Genomic DNA, 23256 nt, shown 5'->3' with positions numbered 1-23256 from the left:
TCAAGGCAAAAAAAATCGCAGCCCGACGCTGCGATTTTTTTTGCCTTCAGAGTTGTCGCCCCTTGACCTTCAGATGCCTGGCGTACCACGGCCGCTGCGGCACTTTGCGGAACAGGTCGGCCATGTTGTCTTCATCGCCGAACGTGATGCGCAATGCCAGCTTCATGGTCTCCGGGTCCATCTCCACCGAACGTCCCGCCTGAAGGCCGGGAACGGTGCTGCAACCATGGGTGTCGGGGCCGAGCCACGGATCATCGACCTCGACCCAGCGCCCCGGTGCAAACCATTGGACGCCATTGACTTGCAGGCGGCTCACTTCACCTGGATGAAAGCGTTCGTGAGCGCGATACCAGTCTTCGATGCGGTCGTCGATCCAGCCATGGAAACGCCAGAACACCGGGTTCACATGGGAGGAAAACGGATCGCCGAGAAAATCGTTTTCCGGGGCATACCAGCGCGCCGCGAAGTCAGCCTGATCCCGGGCCATCGGCACCGGAATATCGTTGGACGGATCACGGGCCACCGATGCCCAGCGCATGTGCAGCCAGTCGTGCAGGCCCAGCTCGACTTCCGAGCCGAACTGACCGAGCGTCAGCTTCGAGAGATAGCGCGGATCGGTGTACTGCGATTCCCAGACCTGGAAGTTGCTGTGGTAGGTCTCGGCCGTCTTGATGTCGCTGACCCACTTTGTGTATTCGTCATCGCCTTCCGTCAGCCAGGTCGGCGGCAAGGCATCGCCGTCGTGGTTGTCGAAGTAGCGGGCGAACCCCAGACGATCACGCTCGAGCTCCGGTTGCGGCGCGGGGAATTTCAACCAGGACGGCAAGTCCTGCATCGAACGGGCAGTGCCCAGCATGTGCCGGTGCATGAAGAAGAAGTCGATGCCCGAGCCGTTGCGATCCTTGCGCGGACCGCGCGCATCACGCTCCTTGTAACGCGGGCCGGGTTGCCAGCCGATGCCGCGCAACGCGTCGCGTTTTTTCTCGGACAGTTTGTGCCACTTGTCCCGCGAGGCATGCCAGAGCTGGTGAAACAGGCGATGCTCGGGCGATACCAGCCACGCCAGCAACGTCGGGTTCAGACCGGTTCGCTCACGCGCCTCGGGGAAACGGCGTTTGATGGCGATGAACCGGTTATCGAGCTCCGGCAAACCCAGCGGCCGATCCAGGCGCAGCACCTGCCCGGTGAACGTGCCGCTGCCGGCATTGCCGAAGGCCGCCCAGACTTCGTCCAGTTTGACATTGAGCTCGTAGACCGCCGGCGCCTGTGGCTGGTCCGTGCGCATCAGACGCCAGTACAACTGCGCGCCATTACCCGAGACCAGATCGCCAATGACGTCATAGCGGGGCAAACCGTCGCCCCGCAACCGCGCGCCGGTGTCGAGACAGCCGCGCAAGCCGCGCCCACGCTGGGCAATATCGAGAAACAACTCCAGGCCTTCACGGGGCAGGCCGTCGAGCCCGGCATCGGCGCCTGTGAAACGGATGTCCCAGACACCGCGCAGGTTATCGGCCAACTGCTGGCCGGCAGTGTCCGCCAGATCCACCGTGGCCTCGCCCGGCGTGATCGGCTCCTCCTCGCGGGTCAGCTCACGATGTGCATAAAAAGCGGCAGGCAGCGCAGCGCCCGTGAGTGCCATGCCCGCCATGAACCAGCGTCGAGAGATCGTCATTGCCCTACCTGTGTCAGCCATGAAGCAGGCTTTATCCAAGCTAGAACGTTTGCTGGTGCGACAAATTTATCGCCTGCCCGAAAAGATCTCCGAACGCCCGGACCGCGTTCGCGCGTTCTTTTGCCGCCTCGCTAAATTCTTTGCCTCCCCAGTCGTTCCTCCCAGATAGCAAAGGCCCCTGCGCCTGTACCTCGATGGCGAACCTGAATGAGATGGCAATGACAAAACCGCGTTCGAAAAAGGCTCTATACATCGGCCTGCCGCTGGCCTTGGCGATCAGCGCCGGCGCAGGCTTTCTGGCCTGGGATTACTGGTTCAGGGACAACCCCGGCTACCCGGTCAAGGTGATGAAACAGGCCACCGAACTGCAGGAGCGGATCCTGTCGTTCGACAGCCACATCACCGTGCCCTTGAGTTTCGGCGCCCATGGCAATGAAGCCGACAAGGACGGCTCCGGGCAGTTCGACCTGATCAAGGCCAACCGTGGACGGCTGTCCGGCGCGGCGCTGACGGTGTTCGGCTGGCCGGAAATGTGGAACGGCCCGAACGCGCCTCACCGCCCCACCGACGGTTTCGTCGAAGAGGCCCGCAATCAACAGGAAGTGCGCTACAAGATCATCTCGGGCCTGGTGCGCGACTTCCCCAATCAGGTCGGCATCGCCTATACCCCTGACGATTTCCGCCGCCTGCATGGCGAAGGCAAGTTTGCGATTTTCATCAGCATGCTCAACGCCTACCCGCTGGGCAACGACCTGAGCAAACTGGACCTGTGGGCCGGTCGTGGCATGCGCATGTTCGGCTTCAGCTATATCGGCAACAACAGCTGGGCAGACTCCTCGCGCCCGTTGCCGTTTTTCAATGATTCCCCGGATGCGCTCGACGGCCTCTCGGACATCGGCAAACAGGCCGTGCACCGCCTGAACGACCTGGGCGTGATCATCGACGTCTCGCAGATGTCGACCAAGGGCCTGGAGCAGGTTGCGCAACTGAGCCGCACTCCGCTGGTGGCTTCGCACTCGGCGCCGAGGGCGGCGGTGGACATTCCGCGTAATCTAAGCGACAAGGAACTGCAGCTGATCAAGAACAGCGGCGGCGTGGTGCAGGTGGTCGGTTTCTCGCAGTACCTCAAACCGCTGACCCAGGGCACCCAGGACAAACTCAACGCCCTGCGCGCCCGCTTCGATCTGCCGCCTCTGCCGAACCTGGCCATGGCGCTGATGCCGGGCGACCCGATCATCACCGCCTGGTCGGAACAGAAACTCGGCCAGTACGCCAGCGGCCTGTACGGGATTCTCGAAGAAGAACCGAAAGCCACTCTCAAGGACTTCGGCGACGCCATCGACTACACCGTGCGCAAGATCGGCATCGACCACGTCGGCATCTCTTCGGACTTCAATGACGGCGGCGGAATCAGGGGCTGGGAAAACGTCGGCGAGATCCGCAACGTCACCGCCGAACTGATCCAGCGCGGTTACTCCGAAGCCGACATCGCCAAGCTGTGGGGCGGCAACTTCCTGCGGGTCTGGGATCAGGTGCAGAAAGCCGCCAAACCTGCCCTGATCTCCCGTCAGGACACGACCCGACCATGACTGACCGCCGCACTTTTCTGAAGCAGGCCGGCGTACTGGCCGCCGCCCTGCCTCTGGGCGTGAGCCTGGCTGAACCGGCCCGCGCCGCCGCTTCGCCGCAGGACAAATGGTTGGTCTTGCGCGGGATGTTCGAACAGGATCCGGACGCGATCCACTTCGCCAACTTCCTGGTGACATCGCACCCAAGGCCCGTGCGCGAGGCTATCGCTCGCCATCGTGCGGACATCGACCGCAATCCGGGCCTGGCCATGGACTGGGATCTGGGCGTCACCGAACAGCGCGAAGAAAACGTGCGGGTCTGGGCCGGCCAGTACTTGCAGGCCAGGCCAAGCCAGATCGCCCTCACCGGCAGCACCACCGAAGGTCTGGCGATGATCTACGGCAGTGTGCACGTACGCCCGGACCAGGAAATCCTGACCACGGTTCACGAGCATTACTCCACCCGCAACATCCTCGACTTCCGTACCGCCCGCGACGGCACCCGGGTGCGCAAGCTCACGCTGTTCGAGAACCCGCAAAGCGTTTCGACGGATCAGGTGCTCGACATCATCAATCGCAACATCCGCCCCGAAACCCGCGTTCTCGGCATGACCTGGGTGCACTCGGGCAGCGGTGTGAAACTGCCGATCGCCGACATTGCCCGCCTCGTCGACGAACACAACCGAAACCGCGACGACAAGGACCGGATCATTTACGTGGTCGACGGCGTGCACGGTTTCGGTGTCGAAGACCTGAGCTTCCCGCAGATGAACTGCGATTTCTTCATCGCCGGCACGCACAAATGGATGTTCGGCCCGCGCGGCACCGGCATCGTCTGCAGTCGCAGTGACGAAGTGAAATACGTCAGCCCCAGCGTGCCGACCTTCTCCGAAGCCACGACCTTCGCCAACACCATGACGCCCGGCGGCTATCACGCCTTCGAACATCGCTGGGCGGTGGACGAAGCGTTCAAGCTGCACCTGCAACTGGGCAAGGCCGACGTGCAGGCGCGCATCCATCAGCTCAACAGCTATTTGAAGCAGCGCTTGCTGGAACAGCCGAATGTCGAACTGGTGACCCCGGTCGATCCGGAGTTCTCTGCCGGTTTCAGCTTCTTCCGGGTCAAGGGCCGTGACAGCGATGACATCGCCGCCCGCCTGATGAAACACCGCGTGGTCTGCGATGCCGTCAGCCGCGACGTCGGCCCGGTGATCCGGACCGCGCCCGGTCTGCTCAACACTGAAGCCGAAGTGGACCGTTTCCTCGATTTGCTGCGCAAGACGCTGCGCGCCTGACCCCTGCGCCCCCGGTTTTACTTTAAACAGAGACGACTCATGAAAAAGCCTCACGCCTCAATCACCTTCAAGGCATTGCCCGCCCTGGCCCTGACCGCCCTGTGCGCGGGCCTTCTGCCGGGCGCCGCCCTGGCAGCCACCCCGCCGGCCCCCGGCAAAGTGTTCAAGGACTGCAAGGATTGTCCGGAAATGGTGGTGTTGCCGACCGGCACTTACACCATGGGCACACCGGACGACGAAGTCGGCCGCGAACCCGACGAAGGCCCGCGCCACGAAGTGACCTTCACCCGACCGTTCGCCATCAGCCGCTTTCAGGTGCTGGTCGGCGAGTGGGATGCATATGTCCGCGAGACCGGCGCCAAGCCCTATGACTTCGATGATCGCCCGGGTCGCCGCTGCACCGCTGGCAAGCCCGAGTTCAAACAGACCAAACGCGACCCGGCCGTCTGCATGAACGTGGCCGAAGCCCAGGGCTACATCGACTGGCTGTCGAAAAAGACCGGCCACAGCTACCGCCTGCCGAGCGAATCGATCCGCGAATACGCGGCCCGTGGCGGCAGCACCGGATCGTTCCCGTTCCCGTTCGACGAAGGCAGCGATTACCAGATTTCCAAACACGCCAACACCTACGGCGCCGCCGACGGTTACAACTTCACGTCCCCGGCCGGCACCTTCCCGGCCAACGCCTTTGGCGTGTACGACGCCCACGGCAACGTCTACGAATGGACGGCTGACTGTTATCACAAGGATTACTCCGGCGTACCCAACGACGGTCGTCCGTGGGTGCAGGAAAACTGCGAACGCCAGGTCATGCGCGGCAACGACTGGGGCGAAGCACCGGTGTTTTCCCGTTCCGGCAACCGCAACAGCAGCTGGCCGACCAGCAAGGGCGACTGGCTGGGCTTTCGCGTAGTGCGCGACCTCTGATCCCGCCTGTCAGCGACCGCAGCCCGTCTGCGGTCGTTTAAAGAAACCACGTGACCATTCGTTTTCCTTACATACCGGCACTCCCTCCGCACCGAAGCAGGAATCCTCCATGACCAAGCCAACGCGTGGGGCGATCAACGAATTGTTCGCCCTGCTCAAGCCCTTCCGCCTGATTGTCTGCGTATCCATCGTGCTCGGCATGATCGGCGGCCTGAGCGTCACCGTGCTGCTGGCGACCATCAACAACGCCTTGCACTCGGCCGACGGACTGACCCGCACCGTGGTCATGATTTTCGCCGGGCTGTGCGCCCTGGCCTTGCTGACCACGATCCTGTCCGACATCGGCACCAACTACGTCGGCCAGCACATCATTGCCCGCCTGCGCAAAGAGCTGGGGGAGAAAGTGCTGTCGGCACCGATCGACCAGATCGAACGCTATCGCAGCCACCGCCTGATTCCGGTGCTGACCCACGACGTGGACACCATCAGCGACTTCGCCTTCGCGTTTGCACCGCTGGCCATTTCCATGACCGTGACCCTGGGTTGCCTCGGTTATCTGGCGATGCTGTCCTGGCCGATGTTCCTGATGATGCTGGTGGCAATCGCCATCGGCACCACCATCCAGGCGATTGCCCGCGCCAAGGGCATGCGCGGTTTTTATGCGGCGCGCGACTCCGAAGACGAGCTGCAAAAGCACTACAACGCGATCGCCGAAGGTGCCAAGGAACTGCGCATCCATCGCCCGCGCCGCCAGCGCATGTTTGTGTCGGGTATCCAGAAGACTGCCGAAAAGATCTGCGACACCCAGATCAAATCCATCAACACGTTCGTGATCGCCAAGTCCTTCGGATCGATGCTGTTCTTCGTGGTGATCGGTATGGCACTGGCCCTGCAATCGTTCTGGCCGAGCGGTGACAAGGCCGTGATGAGCGGCTTTGTGCTGGTGCTGCTGTACATGAAGGGCCCGCTGGAACATCTGGTCAGCACACTGCCGATCATCAGCCGCGCGCAGATTGCCTTCCGCCGGATTGCCGAACTGAGCGAGCAGTTCTCCTCGCCCGAGCCGCACCTGCTGCTGGAAGACCAGGGCAAGAAGCCCGGTGCCGTCAACCGTCTGGAATTGAACAATGTGCGTTATGCCTTCCCGCCGGTTGCAGGCAGCGAACCGTTCCGCCTCGGACCGGTCAACCTGCGCATCGAGCAAGGCGACATCGTGTTCATCGTCGGTGAAAACGGCTGCGGCAAAACCACCCTGATCAAACTGCTGCTGGGCCTGTATGCGCCGACCGAAGGCGAGATCCGGGTCAACGGCCAGCCGATCACCGCTTTGAACCGTGACGACTACCGCCAGAACTTCACCACGATCTTTGCCGACTACTACCTGTTCGACGACCTGATCCAGGGAGACCGCGAAGTACCGCAGGACGCTACCCGCTACCTCGAACGCCTGGAGATCGCGCACAAGGTCAGCGTGCGCGACGGAGCGTTCACCACCACCGATCTGTCCACCGGCCAGCGCAAGCGTCTGGCACTGGTCAACGCCTGGCTCGAAGAGCGCCCGGTGCTGGTGTTCGACGAATGGGCCGCCGATCAGGACCCGACATTCCGGCGGATTTTCTACACCGAACTCCTGCCCGACCTGAAACGGCTGGGCAAGACCATCATCGTGATCTCCCACGATGACCGTTACTTCGACGTTGCCGATCAACTGGTGCGCATGGAGGCCGGAAAGGTCAAAAGCGAACTGCAAACCGCTTGATCGACGAAGCCGCGGCCAGACCGGAAAAATATTTTCCGGTTTACCGCGGCTTTCTCGTCTTAATGAGATGAATAAGAACCATTAACAACTATACCTGCCAAGGTCTTAACCTCATGTCCGCATCCCGCTTCATGCTTCGCCCACTGACCCGAGCCCTGCTCATGCACGGTGCTACCCGCTCCCGTCTGGCCACCACCGGCCTGGGACTGGCAATGACGCTGGCCGTCGCCCCGTATGTCCAGGCCCAGGAATGGACCCTGAACATCCCGGCGCAACCTTTGGCCCAGGCCCTGCAATCGCTCGGTCAGCAGACCAGTCTGCAAATCATCTACAGCCCGGAAAGCCTGCAAGGCCTGCGCTCCACCGCCCTAAACGGCCGGTATGCGGACGACAGCGCCATCGCGGCCATCCTCAAGGGCACCGGCATCCGTCATCAGCGTGACGGCAATACCGTGACCCTGCTGGCCCCCGCCACCGGCAGCGCGATGGAACTGGCACCGACCAACATCGATGGGCAACGACTGACGGCCACTACCGAAGGCAGCAACTCCTACACCACCGGTGGCGTGACCATCGGCAAGGGCGTGCACTCGCTGAAGGAAACCCCGCAGTCGGTCACGGTCATGACCCGCAAGATGCTGGACGACCAGAACCTCAACACCATCGAACAAGTGATGGAAAAGACTCCGGGCATCACCGTTTACGATTCGCCCATGGGCGGCAAGTATTTCTACTCGCGCGGTTTCCGCATGACCGGCCAGTACCAGTACGACGGCGTGCCGCTGGACATCGGCAGCAGCTACGTACAAGCCGACAGCTTCAACAGCGACATGGCCATTTATGACCGCGTCGAAGTGCTGCGCGGTGCTGCCGGCATGATGAAAGGCGCAGGCGGTACGGCCGGTGGCGTCAACTTCGTGCGCAAGCGCGGCCAGGACACCCCGCACACCCAACTGTCGCTTTCGGCAGGCTCGTGGGACAACTATCGCGGTCAGGTCGACACCGGCGGCCCGCTGAACGACGCCGGCACCATCCGTGGCCGCGCCGTGGTCACCCAGCAGACCCGTCAGTACTTCTATGACGTGGCCAGCCGCAAGGACCAGATCTACTACGGTGCCCTGGACTTCGACCTCAGCCCCGACACCACCCTGGGCCTGGGCATGGCCTATGAAGACGTCGACGCCACGCCTTGCTGGGGCGGTCTGCCGCGCTACGCCGATGGCTCCGACCTGCACCTCAAGCGCTCCACCTGCCTGAACACCTCGTGGAACAACCAGCGCAGCAAACGCGCCACCTACTTCGGCGACGTGAAACACCAGTTCAACGACGACTGGTCCCTGAAAGTGGCCGGGGTCTTCTCGCGCAACACCCAGGACATGGAGTACGCGTTCCCGAGCGGCGCGGTGCCGGTAGGCGCCACCAGCTCCAACACGCTGATGCTGGGGAGCATCTACGACTACGAGCAGACCGACTACGGCTTCGATGCCTACGTGGACGGCAAATTCGACGCGTTCGGCCAGCAGCACGAACTCACCGTCGGCGCCAACGCCAGCCGTTCCCACAAGGATGACTTCTACGCCGTGGCGGCCTTGCCACAGCGCCAGAACGTACTGAACCCGAACCATCACCTGCCCCAGCCTGACGAAAGCTACTACCTGGCCAATGCCTCCCGGGGCGGTCCGGTAGATATGCACATCAAGCAATACGGTGTTTACTCCACCGCCCGCCTGAAGCTGGCAGATCCACTGACCTTCGTGCTGGGCAGCCGTGTCAGCTGGTACAAGTCCGACACCGACTCCGTGCAGTACTTCCGCGGCGAAGGCACCCCGGTCAACACCAAGTCCACCGAAACCGGACAGGTCACCCCGTTTGCCGGGCTGTTGTTCGATCTCAACGACAACCTGACCGCGTACGCCAGCTACACCGATATCTTCACCCCGCAAGGCGGCTACAAGACCATCGACGGCGGCACCCTCAAACCCCTGATCGGCCAGAGCTACGAGCTGGGGATCAAGGGCGAGTGGTTCGACGGTCGCCTGAACAGCTCCTTCAACCTGTTCCGCACCATTCAGAAAGATGCGGCCCAGGATGACCCGCGCTGTGAAGACAGTTCCTGCTCGCTGAACTCCGGCAAGGTCCGCGCCCAGGGCTTCGAAGCGGAAGTCAGCGGTGAAGTGATCGATCGCCTGCAACTGCTGGCCGGCTACACCTACACCCAGACCAAAGTGCTGGAAGATGCCGACGCCACCCAGGACGGCGTGATCTACAACTCCTACGTACCACGTCACCTGCTGCGCGTCTGGGGTGATTACAGCCTGAGCGGCCCTCTGGATCGCGTCACCATCGGTGCCGGCGTCAACGCCCAGAGCGGCAACTACCGCACCTCGCCACTGGGCGGTGACAACATCACCCAGTCGGGTTACGCGGTCTGGAACGGTCGCATCGGCTACCGCATCGATGACACCTGGTCCGTCGCCCTCAACGGCAACAACCTGTTCGACAAACGCTACTACGCCACAGTGGGCACCGAAGGTTTCGGTAACTTCTACGGCGATCCGCGCAATTTCGTGATGTCGGTCAAAGCAGACTTCTGATTACAGCGCCCATGAAAAAACCCCGCATTGCGGGGTTTTTTTTGGCCTGCGAATTTGTCTGAGGTTCAGCTCAATGCGCGATGCAGCGCCCGGCTCAGGGTTTCGTGTACCTGCAGGACATCGGGCATCACCGACGCCAGCCTCAGCAAGTCGTGGGTCAGCCCCGGGCAGTGCTCGAGCTCGACGCTCACACCGTGCTCACGCAACTTGTCGACATACGCCTGGCCCTCATCGAGCAGCGGATCGAACCCGGCCAGCACGACAATGGCCGGGGCCACGCCACGCAGATCTTCGGCCAGCAGCGGTGAGAAACGCCAGTCCAGATAATCTTCCGGGGTGCGCGCGTAATGCCCGTAAAACCAGTCCAGTGTCTCGTCTTCCAGCAGATAGCCTTCGCTGAACAGGGCCCGCGAATCATGGGCACGGGAGGCGTCGGTGACCGGATAGCACAACAACTGAGCCTTGGGCGCGATGGCCACGGTGTGCGGCTGAACCACCGCTTGCACCGCCAGTACGGTGGCCAGCGTGGCCCCGGCGCTGTCACCGCCGAACGCGACCCGGCCCGCGTCCAGACCCAACGAAGCCGCGTGTTCGGCCAGCCACGACAAGGCGTCCTCACCGTCTTCCAGTGCCGTCGGGAAACGGTACTCCGGCGCCAGTCGATAGCCGACGGAGAGCACCGCGCATGGCGTGCGCCGGCAGAACTCGCGACACACGCCGTCATGGGAATCGAGGCTTCCGACCACAAACCCGCCACCGTGGAAATACACCAGCACCGGCATTGGCGCCGACACACCGTGCGGACGATAAAGACGCAGTGCCAGCGGCGCACCGTCCCGAGCGGTCGCGCTGATGGCCTGCACGTCCAGGTCTTCGGGCGCCTTCCAGCGCAACTGCGCGGTGGTTTGTTCGAAGGTGTCCCGGGCCTGGGCCGGGGTCATTTGGTGCAGCGCCGGCAGACCGGCATCCTGGCTGTCTTGAGCCAGGTCGAGAAAGGCTTCCAGATCAGGGTGTAACGACATCGCGAAGATCCTTGTATCAGCAAAAAAGGGGCGCGCCTCGGCAACGCCCCTCAAAAATGATCCAGCGTGCAGCGATCAGCCCACACGCGCCATGCAATGCTCGATCAGCGCTTCAAGTTCACGCTGGTAATCCTGCATCAGTGCGTCCATGGTGCCGGCGCGATAACGCTGGCTGCTGTAGATGCAGCGCAGCGCCAACTGGCCGTCATACACCTGGCCGACAATTTCCAGCCAGTTGCCCAGGTTCGCCTTCAGGCTGTAGTTGTCACCGGTCTCCTCCAGCGCCGGCACCAGAAGTGCCTGCTCGTCGAAGCTCTGGTCGAACTGCCCCAGGTAGTTGAACGTCACCCGCGCCTGCGGCAGATCCGCCAGTTGCCGGGACACCTCGGCGCCCGCCAGATGACGCAGCACGCCATAACCGATGCCCTTCTGCGGCACCGCCGCCAGCTGCGCCTGTACGTCGATGATCGAACGTCCGATATCGTCGCTGTCCGGACGCAACCGCACCGGGAACATGCTGGTGAACCAGCCAAGGCTTCGGCTCAGGTCGATGGATTCGAACAGATCCTCGCGGCCGTGCCCTTCCAGCAGAATCAGCGCCGATGACTGACCGCTCCAGCGGCACAGTGCCCGACCGAGTGCCGACAGCAGCAGGTCGTTGATTTGCGTGCGATAGACCGCCGGCGCCTGCTTGAGCAATTGTTCGGTGTGCTCGCGGGACAATTTGAGCCGCGCCTGCGCCTGCTGGCGCACCTGATTCTTGCCACGGTAGTTGTCGCACGGCAGATCGACGCCCGGTTGATCGAGCTGCTCCAGCCAGTACGCCAGCTCCTGTTCGGCAATCGCCGGGGCCTGAGCCTGCAAGGCCTCGGCAAACGAACGATAGCTGCTGGTACGAATCGGCAGTTGCGGCGCCAGCCCTTGCACACACGCTTCATAAGCGGTTTTCAGGTCATCGAGCAGGATCCGCCAGGACACGGTGTCGACCACCAGGTGATGAATCACCACCAGCAGTCGCGCCTGACCGTCCGGCAGGGCAACATGCATCACCCGCCAGACCGGCCCGTCGTCCAGCTTGAGGCTGCGCTGGGCAAGGTTGGCCAGCGCTTCGACCTGTTCGCTGTTCTCGGCTTCACGGCGCCAGAGCACCGCCTCGCCCTGTTCGTTGGCGGTGCAGTAGCGTTGCAGCCAGCGCCCGCTCTCCCGAGTGAAGCGCAGGCGCAGCGAGTCATGGTGTTGCTCGATCCAGCCCAGGGCCTGCTCGAGCGCATCCAGATCCAGTGGCTGGCGCGCACTCAACAGCAGTGACTGGTTGTAGTGATGGGCTTCGGACATGCCCTCGGCGAAGAACCACTCCTGAATCGGCAACAGATTGAACAACCCCTCGCCCGCCACTTGCGTGACGTCCACCAGTGGCTGTCCGGCGCCTTCCTTCGTCACGTTCTGTTCGACGATGCCAGCGATGGTCTGATAGCGCATCAGATCGCGCAGCTTCAGATCCATCTGCAACGTCGGGTGGTTCCTGACCCGGGAAATGACCTGCAGGCTGAGGATCGAATCGCCACCCAGTTCGAAGAAGTTATCCGTGATGCCCACCTGCTCGACTTGCAGCACCTGGGCCCAGATCTCGGCCAGCAGTGTTTCCTGCTCGTTGCGCGGGGCGACATATTCCTCGCTCTTGAAGTCCGGCTCCGGCAGCGCCTTGCGGTCGAGTTTGCCGTTGGGCGTGACCGGGAAAGCACTCAGGCAGACGATCTGCGCCGGCACCATGTATTCCGGCAGCGAGGCGCGCAGCCCGGCCTTGAGTTCATCGCCCACGTCTTCGCCCGTCGGCGTCACCACATAACCGATCAGTTGCTTGCCGGACGCATTGTCCCGGGCGATCACCAGCGCATCGGTCACACCCTCCAGTTGGCGCAGGCTGGCCTCGACTTCACCCAGCTCGATGCGGAAACCGCGTACCTTGACCTGATGGTCGATGCGCCCGACGTAATCGACCACGCCGTCCTGACGCAAACGCACCAGGTCGCCGCTGCGATACAGGCGCTCGCCGACCGCGAACGGATTGGGTACGAAGCGCTCGCAGGTCAGATCCGCACGGCCGTGGTAACCACGGGCAACCCCGTAACCGCCGATGTACAGCTCACCGGCAAAACCTGGCGGCAGCGGATTCAGATCCTCGTCCAGCACGTACAGCGAACGTGCGCCGACGGCACGACCGATCGGAGCATAGGCCGCTTCACAATGCTGGCTGACCGGCACCTTCCAGAGCATCGGCGTGACCACGGTTTCCGTCGGGCCATAACCGTTGGTGAAGTACTCGGGGCGCAGGGCCGCCTTCACCTGTTCGAAGGTCTGGTCCGGCACGGCATCGCCGCCGAAGCAGTAGATGCGCACCGCAGGCGGCGCGATGCCGCTGGCCGCCGCGTACTCGGCCAACTGCTTGAGGTAGGCCGGCGGGAAGCAGGCGATGGTGACACCATACTCATGCAGGGCAGCGTAGGTCTGCTCCGGCGTCCACAGGCAACCGTCGCGAATCACCAGACGGCCACCGCTGTAGAGCGTGCTCAACCAGCGTTCATGGGCACCGTCGAAGGCGAACGACATGAAGTGCAGCTCGCAGCTGCTGGCGTCCATTTCATACAGCTCGGCGATGGCCTGACAGTGCATGCTCAACGGCCCTTGCGTGACCGCAACGCCCTTCGGCCGACCGGTGGAACCGGAGGTATAGACCAGATACGCCAACCCTTGCTCCTGCACACGGGAAACCGGCGCGTGATCGGGGTAGCGGGACTCGTCGAGATGATCGATTTCCAGACGCAGCAGTCCCTCGGGCGCCGGCAAGGTGGCGCGCAGGCTGCTCTGGGTCAGCAACAGGGCCATGCCCGAATCCTCGATCATGTACGCCAGTCGCTCAGGCGGATAATCGATGTCCAGCGGCACGTAGGCCGCACCGCTCTTGAGCACGGCGAGGAAGCTGACGACCATTTCCAGCGAGCGCGGCAGCGCCACGCCGATCACCACTTCCGGGCCCGCCCCGTGTTCGGTCAGGCAGTGGGCCAGACGATTGGCCCGCTGTTCGAGTTCGGCATAGCTCAGGCTCAATCCGGCGCACTGCAGGGCGATAGCCTCTGGCTGCTGCTGCGCATGCCGGCTGATCAGTTGCGGCAACAGCACCGGTTCGTGGCTGGAGACCGGTTCGGCGCTCCAGGCCTGGATCGCCTGCCACTGCTCGTTCGACAGGCGCTGCAGATTGCCCAGTCGCTCGTAAGGCGCACGCACCATCGCTTCGAGGGTGTTTTCCAGCGTCAGGCGAATGCCTTCCACGGCCTCGGCGCTGAAGTGGCTGCGCAGGTACAGGTACTCGATCGACAGCTCGTCACCCAGCATTACCGCGAGGTCCATCGGTACGTTGGTCACGCCGTGGCCGATGGATTTGCCGAAGGTCAGGTCGGTGTCGTTTTCTTCTTGCAGGCGATCATCGATCGGGAAGTTCTCGAACACGATGATGCTGTCGAACAGTGCCTGCCCACCGAGGTTGGACCAGCGCTGCACATCGGCCAGCGGCGCCTGGGAATAGTCACGAATGTCCAGGTTGTAGGCCTGCACTTCGCCGAGCCAGTCCGCCAGGCGCTGATCGGCCTGCGGCGTCTGGATGATCGGCAAGGTGTTGATGAACAGACCCAGCATGTTGCCGACATTCGCCAGCCCTTCGGGACGCCCCGAAACGGTGGCACCGAACGTGACCGTGCGCTGCCCGGTGTAGCGCTGCAACAGCAGCAGCCAGGCACCCTGAATCAACGTGTTGGGGGTGATGCGCAGGTCGCGGCAGAACTGCAGCAGGCGTGCGGTTTGCGCCTGATCCCAGTTCGAGTAGATCGCATCGTGGCCGGAGACATCGGCCGAATGGCGCGGATGGATCGCCTGGCTCAACGCCGTCGGCTCGTTGACCGCCGCCAGACGCGCTTTCCAGAACAGCTCCTGCGCGTCCTGATCCTGTGCCTGCAACCAGGCGATGAAGTCGCGGTAACGACCGTTCTCACCGCTGACCTTGCCCTTGGAGTAGTACTGCAAGACTTCGCCGAACAGGCGCGAACTGCTCCAGCCGTCCATCAGGATGTGGTGGCTGGTCCAGATCATCTGATAGCGGTCATCGCTCAGGCGCAACAGCGTCACCCGCTGCAGACGTGCCTGGGACAGATCGAAGCCGAGGGCACGATCATCGCTGGCGAATTCGGCGATCAACTCATCGCTGACCTCACGCTCGCGCCAGTCGAGCACCTCCATTTGCAGCGGGGCCTGACGATGGACCACTTGCAACGGCTTGGCCAGCCCGTCCTGCCAGTGAAAACTGGTCCGCAGGATCGCCTGGCGATCGATGACAAATTCCCAGGCGCCCCGGAAACGCTCTACATCCAGGCCCTGGATCGGCAAGCTGACCTGGTTGACGTACAGGCTGCTGCCATTGTCCGAGAGCGTGTGGAACAGCATGCCCTCCTGCATCGGCGACAGCGGATAAACGTCCTCGATCAGATCCGCCGGCACCGGCAACGCATCAAGCTGCGCCTGCTCCAGACGCGCCAGCGGGTAGTTTTCCGGCGTGCCGTCGGCCTGCTGCGCGGACTCCACCGACGCCACCGACGCCACCGTCGCCAGTTTCTGCACGGTCTGTTGCTGGAACAGATCCTTGGGGGTAAAGCGAATGCCCTGCTGGCGCGCACGGCTGACCAGCTGGATGGAGATGATCGAATCACCGCCCAGGCTGAAGAAGTTATCGGTCACACCGACCCGGTCAATCTTCAGGATGTCTTGCCAGACCACAACCAACTGTTGCTCAAGCTCCGTTGACGGGGCGACATAGTCCCGGGCCGACTGATTGACGTCCGGCGCCGGCAAGGCCTTGCGGTCCAGTTTGCCGTTGGGGGTCAGCGGCAGCGCCTCGAGGTACAGCCACTGCGCAGGCACCATGTAATCCGGCAGGTGCGCCTTGAGGGCGGATTGCAGCGATTCGCTCAGCTCATCCTGCTCCTGAAGGCTGAGGCCGGATTGGGCCGGCACCACATACGCCACCAGTTGTTGACCGCTGAGGCCGTCCACCGCCAGCACCACGCCTTCACGCACGCGGTCATGGGCCAGCAGGCGCGCTTCGATTTCACCCAGTTCGATGCGGAAACCGCGCACCTTGACCTGATGGTCGATGCGGCCCACGTATTCGATCCGACCGTCGTCACCCAGGCGCGTCAGGTCGCCGGTGCGGTACATCCGTTCGCCGCTGGTCGAGGCCGGGTTCGGCACAAAACGCTCGGCGGTCAGGCCCGGACGGAACAGGTAACCGCGGGTGATGCCGTCACCGGCCAGATACAGCTCGGCCGCCACCCCGATCGGCGACGCTTGCAGTTGCCCGTCCAGCAGGTACGCGGTGGTGTTGACCAGCGGCCGGCCGATGTTGGCCTGGCCGCCGGCTTCGCGGCGGGTCCAGGTCGAATAGGTGGTGTCTTCCGACGGCCCGTACAGGTCATAGACGTGCTCGACCGACGTCTCGCGGTACAGGCTGTCGACCACACTTTGCTTGAGCGGCTCGCCGGCCAGATTGATGATCCGCACGCCATTCGGAATATGCCCGGCACGGTGCAAGGCAGCGATGGCCGACGGCACGGTGTTGATCAGACGCACCTGATCGCGCTCCGGCAGGTCCGGCAGTTCCAGGGCATTGCGCGCCATGACGATCGAACCGCCACGCGCGAGGGTGACGAAAATCTCCCACACCGACAGGTCGAAGCAGACCGACGTCGAGGCGAGCACGCCTTGCAGGTCAGCCTCGCTGTAGACGTCGGCGGACCAGTGGATCAGTGCCTGGACGTTACGATGGGCAATCGCTACGCCTTTGGGTTTGCCGGTGGAGCCAGAGGTGTAAATGACGTAGGCCAGGTTCGCCGAATCGCCACGCACGTCGAGGTTATCGGCAGCCGCATCGGCAAAGGCATCGCCGCCCGCCTCCACCAGCACCACCTGTGCATCGGTCTGCGGCAGTTGCGCCAGCAACGATTGTTGCGTCAGCAGGACCTTCGCCTGACTGTCTTCCAGCATGTACGCCACGCGGTCGGCCGGGTAGTCCGGGTCCAGCGGCACGTAGGTGCCACCGGCCTTGAGCACCGCCATCAAGGCAATCACCAGTTCCGCCGAGCGCGGCATCGCCACGCCCACCCGAACCTCGGCGCCGACACCCAGCGACACCAGATAACGCGCCAGTTGGTTGGCCCGGCGATTGAGTTCGGCGTAACTCAGGGCCACACCGCCATGGCTCAGGGCCACAGCGTGCGGACGGGCCTGGACCTGCGCCTCGAAGCTTTGATGAATCAGACGCTCAGCCGGATACCCGGCGTGGTTGTCGTTCCATTGCGCCAGCGTGTTGTGCTCGGCACCCGACAGCAGCCCGACTTCACCCAACAGGCGTTGCGGCGACTCAAGGAACTGTTGCAACACCACTTCCAGGTGCGTGGCCAACCCGACTACGCCGCGCTCGGAAAACTGCTCGGTCAGGTAGTTGAAGTCCAGGCTCAGAACCTCGCCGGCACCGGCGATCAGGGTCAGGCCGTAGTTGGTCTGCTCGCGGTGTTCCAGACCACCGAAGCGCAGGCCGCCCGGATTGGCCTCCAGCGTCTCCGACACCGGGTAGTTTTCAAACACCAGCAAGGTGTCGAACAACGCTTCGCCGTTGAGTTCGGCCAGACGCTGGATGTCTTGCAGCGGCGTCTGTTCGAAGTCGCGCAACTGCAGGTTCTTGTCCTGCACGCTGCGCACCCAGTCGCGCACGCTGACGCCCGGTTGCGGGCTGGCGATCACCGGCAAGGTGTTGATGAACAGCCCCAGTTGCTGCTCGATGCCCGGCAAATCCACCGGACGCCCGGACACCGTGGCGCCGAACGCGACCGTGGGCTGGCCGGTGTAGCGTTGCAGAATCAACAGCCATGCTGCCTGCACCAGACTGTTCAGAGTGACCTGCTGCTGGCGCGAGAAACTGTTCAGGCGACGCGTGAACGCTGCATCGAACGTCAGGCGATGCACGCCCTTGCCCGCCCCCGGCTGCACCTTGCCCGGGCACGCCGAGGCCAGACGGGTCGGCTCGTGCAGCTCCGCCAGTTGCCCGCGCCAGAAAGCCTGCGCGGCCTGTTTGTCCTGGCCTTGCAGCCAGGCCAGGAAGTCCCGGTAACGGCCCTGCGCACCCGGCACCGGATGGCCGGCGTAATCCTGCAGCACCTCACCGAACATCCGCGAGTTGCTCCAGCCATCCATCAGGATGTGGTGGCAGGTAAAGATCAGGCGATGGCGATCATCAGCCGTGCGCAACAGGCACAGACGCAGCAGCGGCGGGTTCTGCAAATCGAAACCGCGCTCCAGATCAGCGCGTGCCCGCGCTTCCATGGCCACGGCCAGGTCCGGCTCGTGGCGCATGTCCACTTCCGGCATTTCCAGGGTCAGCTGGCGATGAATGACTTGCAGCGGCGTGTCGAGACCGTCGCGGCCCCAGATGAAACCGGCGCGCAGCACTTCATGGCGATCCACCACTCGCTGCCAGGCCTGCTGGAAGCGCGCGACGTCCAGACCTTCGATGTCCAGCAGCATCTGATAGACATAAGCGCTGGCATCGGCGTCATAGAGACTGTGGAACAGAATGCCCTGCTGCATCGGCGCCAGCGGATAGATGTCTTCGATCCGCTGGGCAACGATCGGCAGGTTGTCCAGATGGGTCTGGGACAACCCGGCCAGCGGCACGTCGGACGGTGTCAGACCACCGCTCGCGTGATTCAGGCAATGGTCGATCAATTCGGCCAGCGCCTCTTCATAGGCGCGCGCCAGCGCATGGATGGTCGCGTCTTCGAACACATCGCCGCTGTAGGTCCAGGTCAGGCTCAACTGCCCTTGATAAACCCGGCCATCGATGGTCAGCGTGTTGGCCATCGGCGCACGCTCGTCCTGCCCGGCGCCCTTGTCTTCGGTGGCCGGCACCCACAACGCGCCTTCATCGAAGTTGTTGTCGAACTGGCCGAGGTAGTTGAACGTCACCTTCGGCTGCGCCGCGCCGCTCAGGGCAGCCTGTGCCTCGGCGCTGCCCAGATATCGCAACAGGCCGTAGCCAATGCCTTTGTTGGGGATCGCCCGCAATTGTTCCTTGATGCCCTTGATCGAGGTTTCGAAACCGGCGCCGGGGGTCAGACGCACCGGGAACATGCTGGTGAACCAGCCCACCGTGCGGCTCAGGTCGACATCGTCGAACAGGTCTTCACGACCATGCCCTTCGAGCTGTACCAGCGCGCTCTCGGCACCGGTCCATTCACACAGCACCTTGGCCAGTGCAGTCAGCAACAGGTCGTTGACCTGGGTGCGATAGACCGCCGGGGCCTGTTGTAACAACTGCCGGGTGCGTTCGGCATCCAGACGCGTATCGACGCTGCGCTCGAAACGGTTGCTCAACTGACCTTGCGGGTTGTCCAGCGGCAGCTCGATGCCTGCGCCGCTCAACTGCCCGCGCCAGTAATCCAGCTCGGCTTCCAGCACGGCACTGCGCGCATGCCCTTGCAGGCGCGCACCCCAGTCCTTGAACGCGGTGGTCTTGGCCGGCAGGCGCATAACCTGCCCCGCCGTCAGCTGTTGGTAAACGGTTTGCAGATCTTCCAGCACGATCCGCCAGGACACCCCGTCGACCACCAGGTGATGGATCACCAGCAACAGGCGCTGGCTGGCGTCCGGCAAGTCCACCAGCACCGCGCGGATCAGCGGGCCGTTGTCCAGATCGAGGCTGCGTTGCAGTTCCTGGCACAGCGCCGGCAAGGCCGCGCTGTCCTGCAAGGTCACGGCGCGCAGCAGCTCCAGATTGTGTTCGACCGGCGCGTGGGTCTGTTGCCAGCCACCCTCCAGGTCGCGGTAACGCAGACGCAAGGCGTCATGGTGCCGTTGCAGGTGCTGCAACGCCTGCTCCAGTGCAGTCGCCGCCAGCGGTGCGGTCGGGGTCAGCAGGATCGACTGGTTCCAGTGATGACGCGCCGGGATATCGCTGTGGAAAAAATACTGCTGGATCGGCGTCAGGACCGCCTCGCCGAGCACATCGCCCTGGGTCGCGAGTACCACGTCGCTCTGCTGCGCGACCGTGGCCAGGCGCTGCACCGTCTGATGCTGGAAGATGTCCTTGGGCGTGAAACGGATGCCCGCCTGACGGGCACGGCTGACCACCTGAATCGAAATGATCGAGTCGCCGCCCAGCTCGAAGAAATTGTCGTTGAGGCCGACACGCTCGACCTTCAACACGTCCTGCCAGATGGCGGCCAGTTGCTGTTCCAGCTCACTGCGCGGCGCGGCATACGCTTCCTGCACCTGAGCGACCTGCGGCTGCGGCAGTTGCTTGCGATCGAGTTTGCCGTTGGCGGTCAGCGGCAGGCGCTCGAGGAATGCCCAGCTGACCGGCACCATGTAGTCCGGCAAGGCGTCGCGCAGTTGCGCCTTGATCGAATCGCGCAGCGTCGCCTCGGCATCGGCTTGCAGTGCCTCGTTCGGCACGATCCAGGTCGCCAGTTGCTGACCGCTCGGGCCTTCGACCGCCAGCACCACCGCCTCGCGCACCGCCGGGTGCTTGAGGAGCCGGGTTTCGATTTCCCCCAGCTCGATACGGAAACCGCGGATCTTCACTTGATGGTCGATACGACCGATGTACTCGATCACCCCGTCGCCGCGCAGGCGCGCCAGGTCGCCGGTGCGATACAGGCGCTCGCCGGCCTGCGGGTTGAACGGGTCGGGCACAAAACGCGTAGCGCTCATGCCCGGCTGATTCAGGTAACCCCGGGCCAGACCGGCACCGGCGATGTACAGCTCGCCGATGCAACCTTGCGGCACCAGGTTCAGCGCGCTGTCGAGCAGGTACCACGACAGGTCGACGATCGGCTCGCCGATCGGGCTGCTGTGACTTTGCTCAAGGTCGGCCATCGACAATGGACGGTACGTCACGTGCACGGTGGTTTCAGTGATGCCATACATGTTCACCAGCGTCGGTGCACGGTCGCCGAAACGCTCGAACCATGGCCGCAGGTTCTGCACTTCCAGCGCTTCGCCACCGAACACCACGTAACGCAGCGAATGGTCGCGCGAGGATTCGCTGGCCAGTTGCATCAGCGGTTTGAACGCCGATGGCGTCTGGTTCAGCACCGTGACGTGTTCATCGCACAGCAGGGTGTAGAAATCTTCCGGGGAACGGGTGACGTCGTGGGGTACGACCACCAGTTTTCCGCCGTACAGCAGCGCGCCGAAAATTTCCCAGACCGAGAAGTCGAACGCGTAGGAATGGAACAGGGTCCAGCGGTCGTCCGGGCCGAAACCGAACCAGTGTTCGGTGGCGCTGAACAGGCGGATGACGTTGCTGTGCGGCAGCAATGCACCTTTGGGTTTGCCGGTCGAACCGGAGGTGTAGATGACGTACGCCAGGTTGTCCGGCGTGGTCAGGCACGCCGGGTTTTCGCTGTTGCCCGGCTCCAGTGTCTGGCTCAGGTCCAGACAGGTGAGGCCCGGCGGAATCGGCAGCTGTGCCTGCAAGTGACCCTGGGTCAGCAGAAGACCGATGCCACTGTCCTCGATCATGTAGCTCAGGCGATCTTGCGGGTAGCCCGGATCCAGCGGCACGTAGGCACCGCCGGCTTTCAGCACGGCGACGATGGCGACGATCATGTCCAGCGAACGCTCGACCGCCACACCGACCCGCACATCCGGGCCGACGCCGTTCGCGATCAACCGGTGCGCCCACTGATTGGCCCGGCGATTGAGCTCGGCGTAGGTCAGCCGTTGCCCGGCAAAGGTCACGGCGACCGCCTCGGGATGACGTTCCGCCTGGGCTTCGATGGCCTGATGAATGCACTGCTCGACCGGGTGCTCGACCCGTGTCGGATTCCATTGGCTCAGCAGTTGTTGCTGACGTGCGTCATCGAGCATCGGCAACTGCCCGATGCTGCGCGACGGGTCGGCGACGATCGCCTGCAGCAGCGCGGTCCAGTGCTGTGCCAGACGCTCGATGGTCGCCGCATCGAACAGATCGGTGGCGTACTTGAGCACCGCTTCGATGCCGTGGGCCTGTTCGGTGGTGTTCAGCGTCAGGTCGAACTGGGCGGTCTGGCTCTGCCATTCCAGCGGCTCGATGCTCAGGCCGTTGAGGCGCGTCTCGACACTGCTGCGGCGTTCCGCCTGATGGTTGAACATGACCTGAAACAGCGGACTGTGGCTCAGGCTGCGACCCGGTTCCAGGGCTTCCACCAGTTGCTCGAAAGGCAAGTCCTGATGGGCCTGGGCTTCCTGTGCGGTCTGTTTGACCTGACGCAGCAAATCGACAAACGAGGTCTGGCTGTCAACGTCGGCCTTGAGCACCTGCGTGTTGACGAAGAAACCGATCAGACGCTCGATTTCCACCCGGCCACGGTTGGCCACCGGCACGCCGACACGGATGTCCGACTGCCCGCTGTAGCGGTGCAACAGTGCCTGGAAAGACGCCAGCAGCAAGACGAACAGCGTGACGTTTTCTCGCCGCGCAAAGGCTTTCAGGCCCTGGCTCAGCTGCGCATCGAGAATCAGGTTGTGGCTGGCCCCGGCAAAGCTCTGATCGACACTGCGCGCGCGGTCGAGCGGCAGTTCCAGCACCGGTTGTTCGCCGCCAAGTTTTTCCTGCCAGTAGGCCAGTTGCCGCGCCTGCTCGCCGGCTTCCATCCACTGGCGCTGCCACAGGGCGTAGTCGGCGTATTGAATCGGCAGGGCCGGCAGACCGGCATCGTGACCGAGGCTGAAACCGGCGTAGAGCTGCACCAGTTCTTCGATCATCACTTGCAGCGACCAGCCGTCGGAGACGATGTGGTGCAAGGTCAGCACCAGCACATGGTCGTTCGGGTTGACCTGCAACAGGGCCGCGCGCAGCAGCGGGCCTTGCTGCAGATCGAAAGTCTTCTGGCTCTGAGTCTGGACGAACGCCTGGATCGAAGCATCCGGGTCGCTCGCCAGCTCAGGGCTCAACGGGTAGGTTTCCAGCGCAAACGATCCTGGCGGCAGGATCGTTTGCAGCGGTTGTTCGGTTTCCTGGGAGAACACCGTGCGCAAGGTTTCGTGTCGTTCGATCAGCGCCTGAAGGCTGCGCTCCAGCGCCGACTCATCCAGCGGACCCTGCAAGCGCAGGGCCGTCGGAATGTTGTAGGCCGCGCTGTGCGGCGCCCACTGCCAGAGAAACCACTGGCGCTGCTGGGCGTAGGACAGCAGCAGCGGCTCTTCGGCCGTGCGCTTGAAAACCGGGGCAATGTCAAAGAGGTTGACGCCTTTCTGCTTGAGCAGAACCGCCAGAGCCTTTCTTTGCTTAGCCGAAAGTTGTCCTACCGACTCGATTAACTCTTGCACGCGTTTTT

The 23256-nt window shown here is 63.2% G+C and carries 8 protein-coding genes; 5 read left to right on the top strand and 3 right to left on the bottom strand.

What is annotated here, in order from left to right:
- Positions 1–46: 46 nt before the first annotated feature.
- Positions 47–1672, bottom strand: coding sequence for a pyoverdine maturation tyrosinase PvdP (gene pvdP / locus AC07XZ_RS18430; RefSeq protein WP_102686983.1), 1626 nt, complete (start codon positions 1670–1672; stop codon positions 47–49).
- Positions 1673–1890: 218 nt separating this feature from the next.
- Between pvdP and pvdM the strand changes: the two genes are divergently transcribed.
- From pvdM to AC07XZ_RS18405, 5 genes are all read left to right on the top strand, one after another.
- Positions 1891–3261 carry a pyoverdine-tailoring dipeptidase-like protein PvdM gene (pvdM, locus tag AC07XZ_RS18425; RefSeq protein ID WP_102686982.1) on the top strand — a complete coding sequence of 457 codons (1371 nt, stop codon included), beginning with the start codon at positions 1891–1893 and terminating at the stop codon, positions 3259–3261.
- Positions 3258–4535, top strand: a complete 1278-nt coding sequence (gene pvdN, locus AC07XZ_RS18420; RefSeq protein ID WP_102686981.1) for a pyoverdine-tailoring periplasmic protein PvdN — start codon at positions 3258–3260, stop codon at positions 4533–4535. The genes pvdM and pvdN overlap by 4 nt, the downstream gene beginning before the upstream one ends.
- Positions 4536–4574: 39 nt before the next feature.
- Positions 4575–5462, top strand: coding sequence for a dihydropyoverdine dehydrogenase (gene pvdO, locus AC07XZ_RS18415; protein WP_102686980.1), 888 nt, complete (start codon positions 4575–4577; stop codon positions 5460–5462).
- A 109-nt stretch (positions 5463–5571) separates the two neighbouring features.
- Positions 5572–7221: a cyclic peptide export ABC transporter gene (locus AC07XZ_RS18410; protein ID WP_085747863.1), complete on the top strand. Its 1650-nt coding sequence runs from the start codon at positions 5572–5574 to the stop codon at positions 7219–7221.
- 113 nt (positions 7222–7334) lie between these two features.
- A complete protein-coding gene (locus tag AC07XZ_RS18405; RefSeq protein ID WP_102686979.1) occupies positions 7335–9815 on the top strand; it encodes a TonB-dependent siderophore receptor in 2481 nt (826 codons plus the stop codon).
- A gap of 65 nt (positions 9816–9880) precedes the next feature.
- On the opposite strand, the gene AC07XZ_RS18400 is transcribed toward AC07XZ_RS18405, so the two are convergent.
- Both AC07XZ_RS18400 and AC07XZ_RS18395 read right to left on the bottom strand, forming a co-directional pair.
- The gene (locus tag AC07XZ_RS18400) at positions 9881–10837 is read right to left on the bottom strand and encodes an alpha/beta hydrolase (RefSeq protein WP_102686978.1); all 957 of its coding nucleotides are present in this window, start codon (positions 10835–10837) and stop codon (positions 9881–9883) included.
- Positions 10838–10912: 75 nt separating this feature from the next.
- On the bottom strand, positions 10913–23248 hold the full coding sequence (locus tag AC07XZ_RS18395) for a non-ribosomal peptide synthetase (RefSeq protein ID WP_102686977.1): 12336 nt from the start codon (positions 23246–23248) through the stop codon (positions 10913–10915).
- Positions 23249–23256: the final 8 nt, after the last annotated feature.

The sequence above is a fragment of the Pseudomonas sp. GW458-11-26-14-LB4 genome (genome assembly GCF_059423925.1).
The sequence above is the reverse complement of the archived record's forward strand: the minus strand, read 5'-3'. Positions and strand labels throughout refer to the sequence as shown.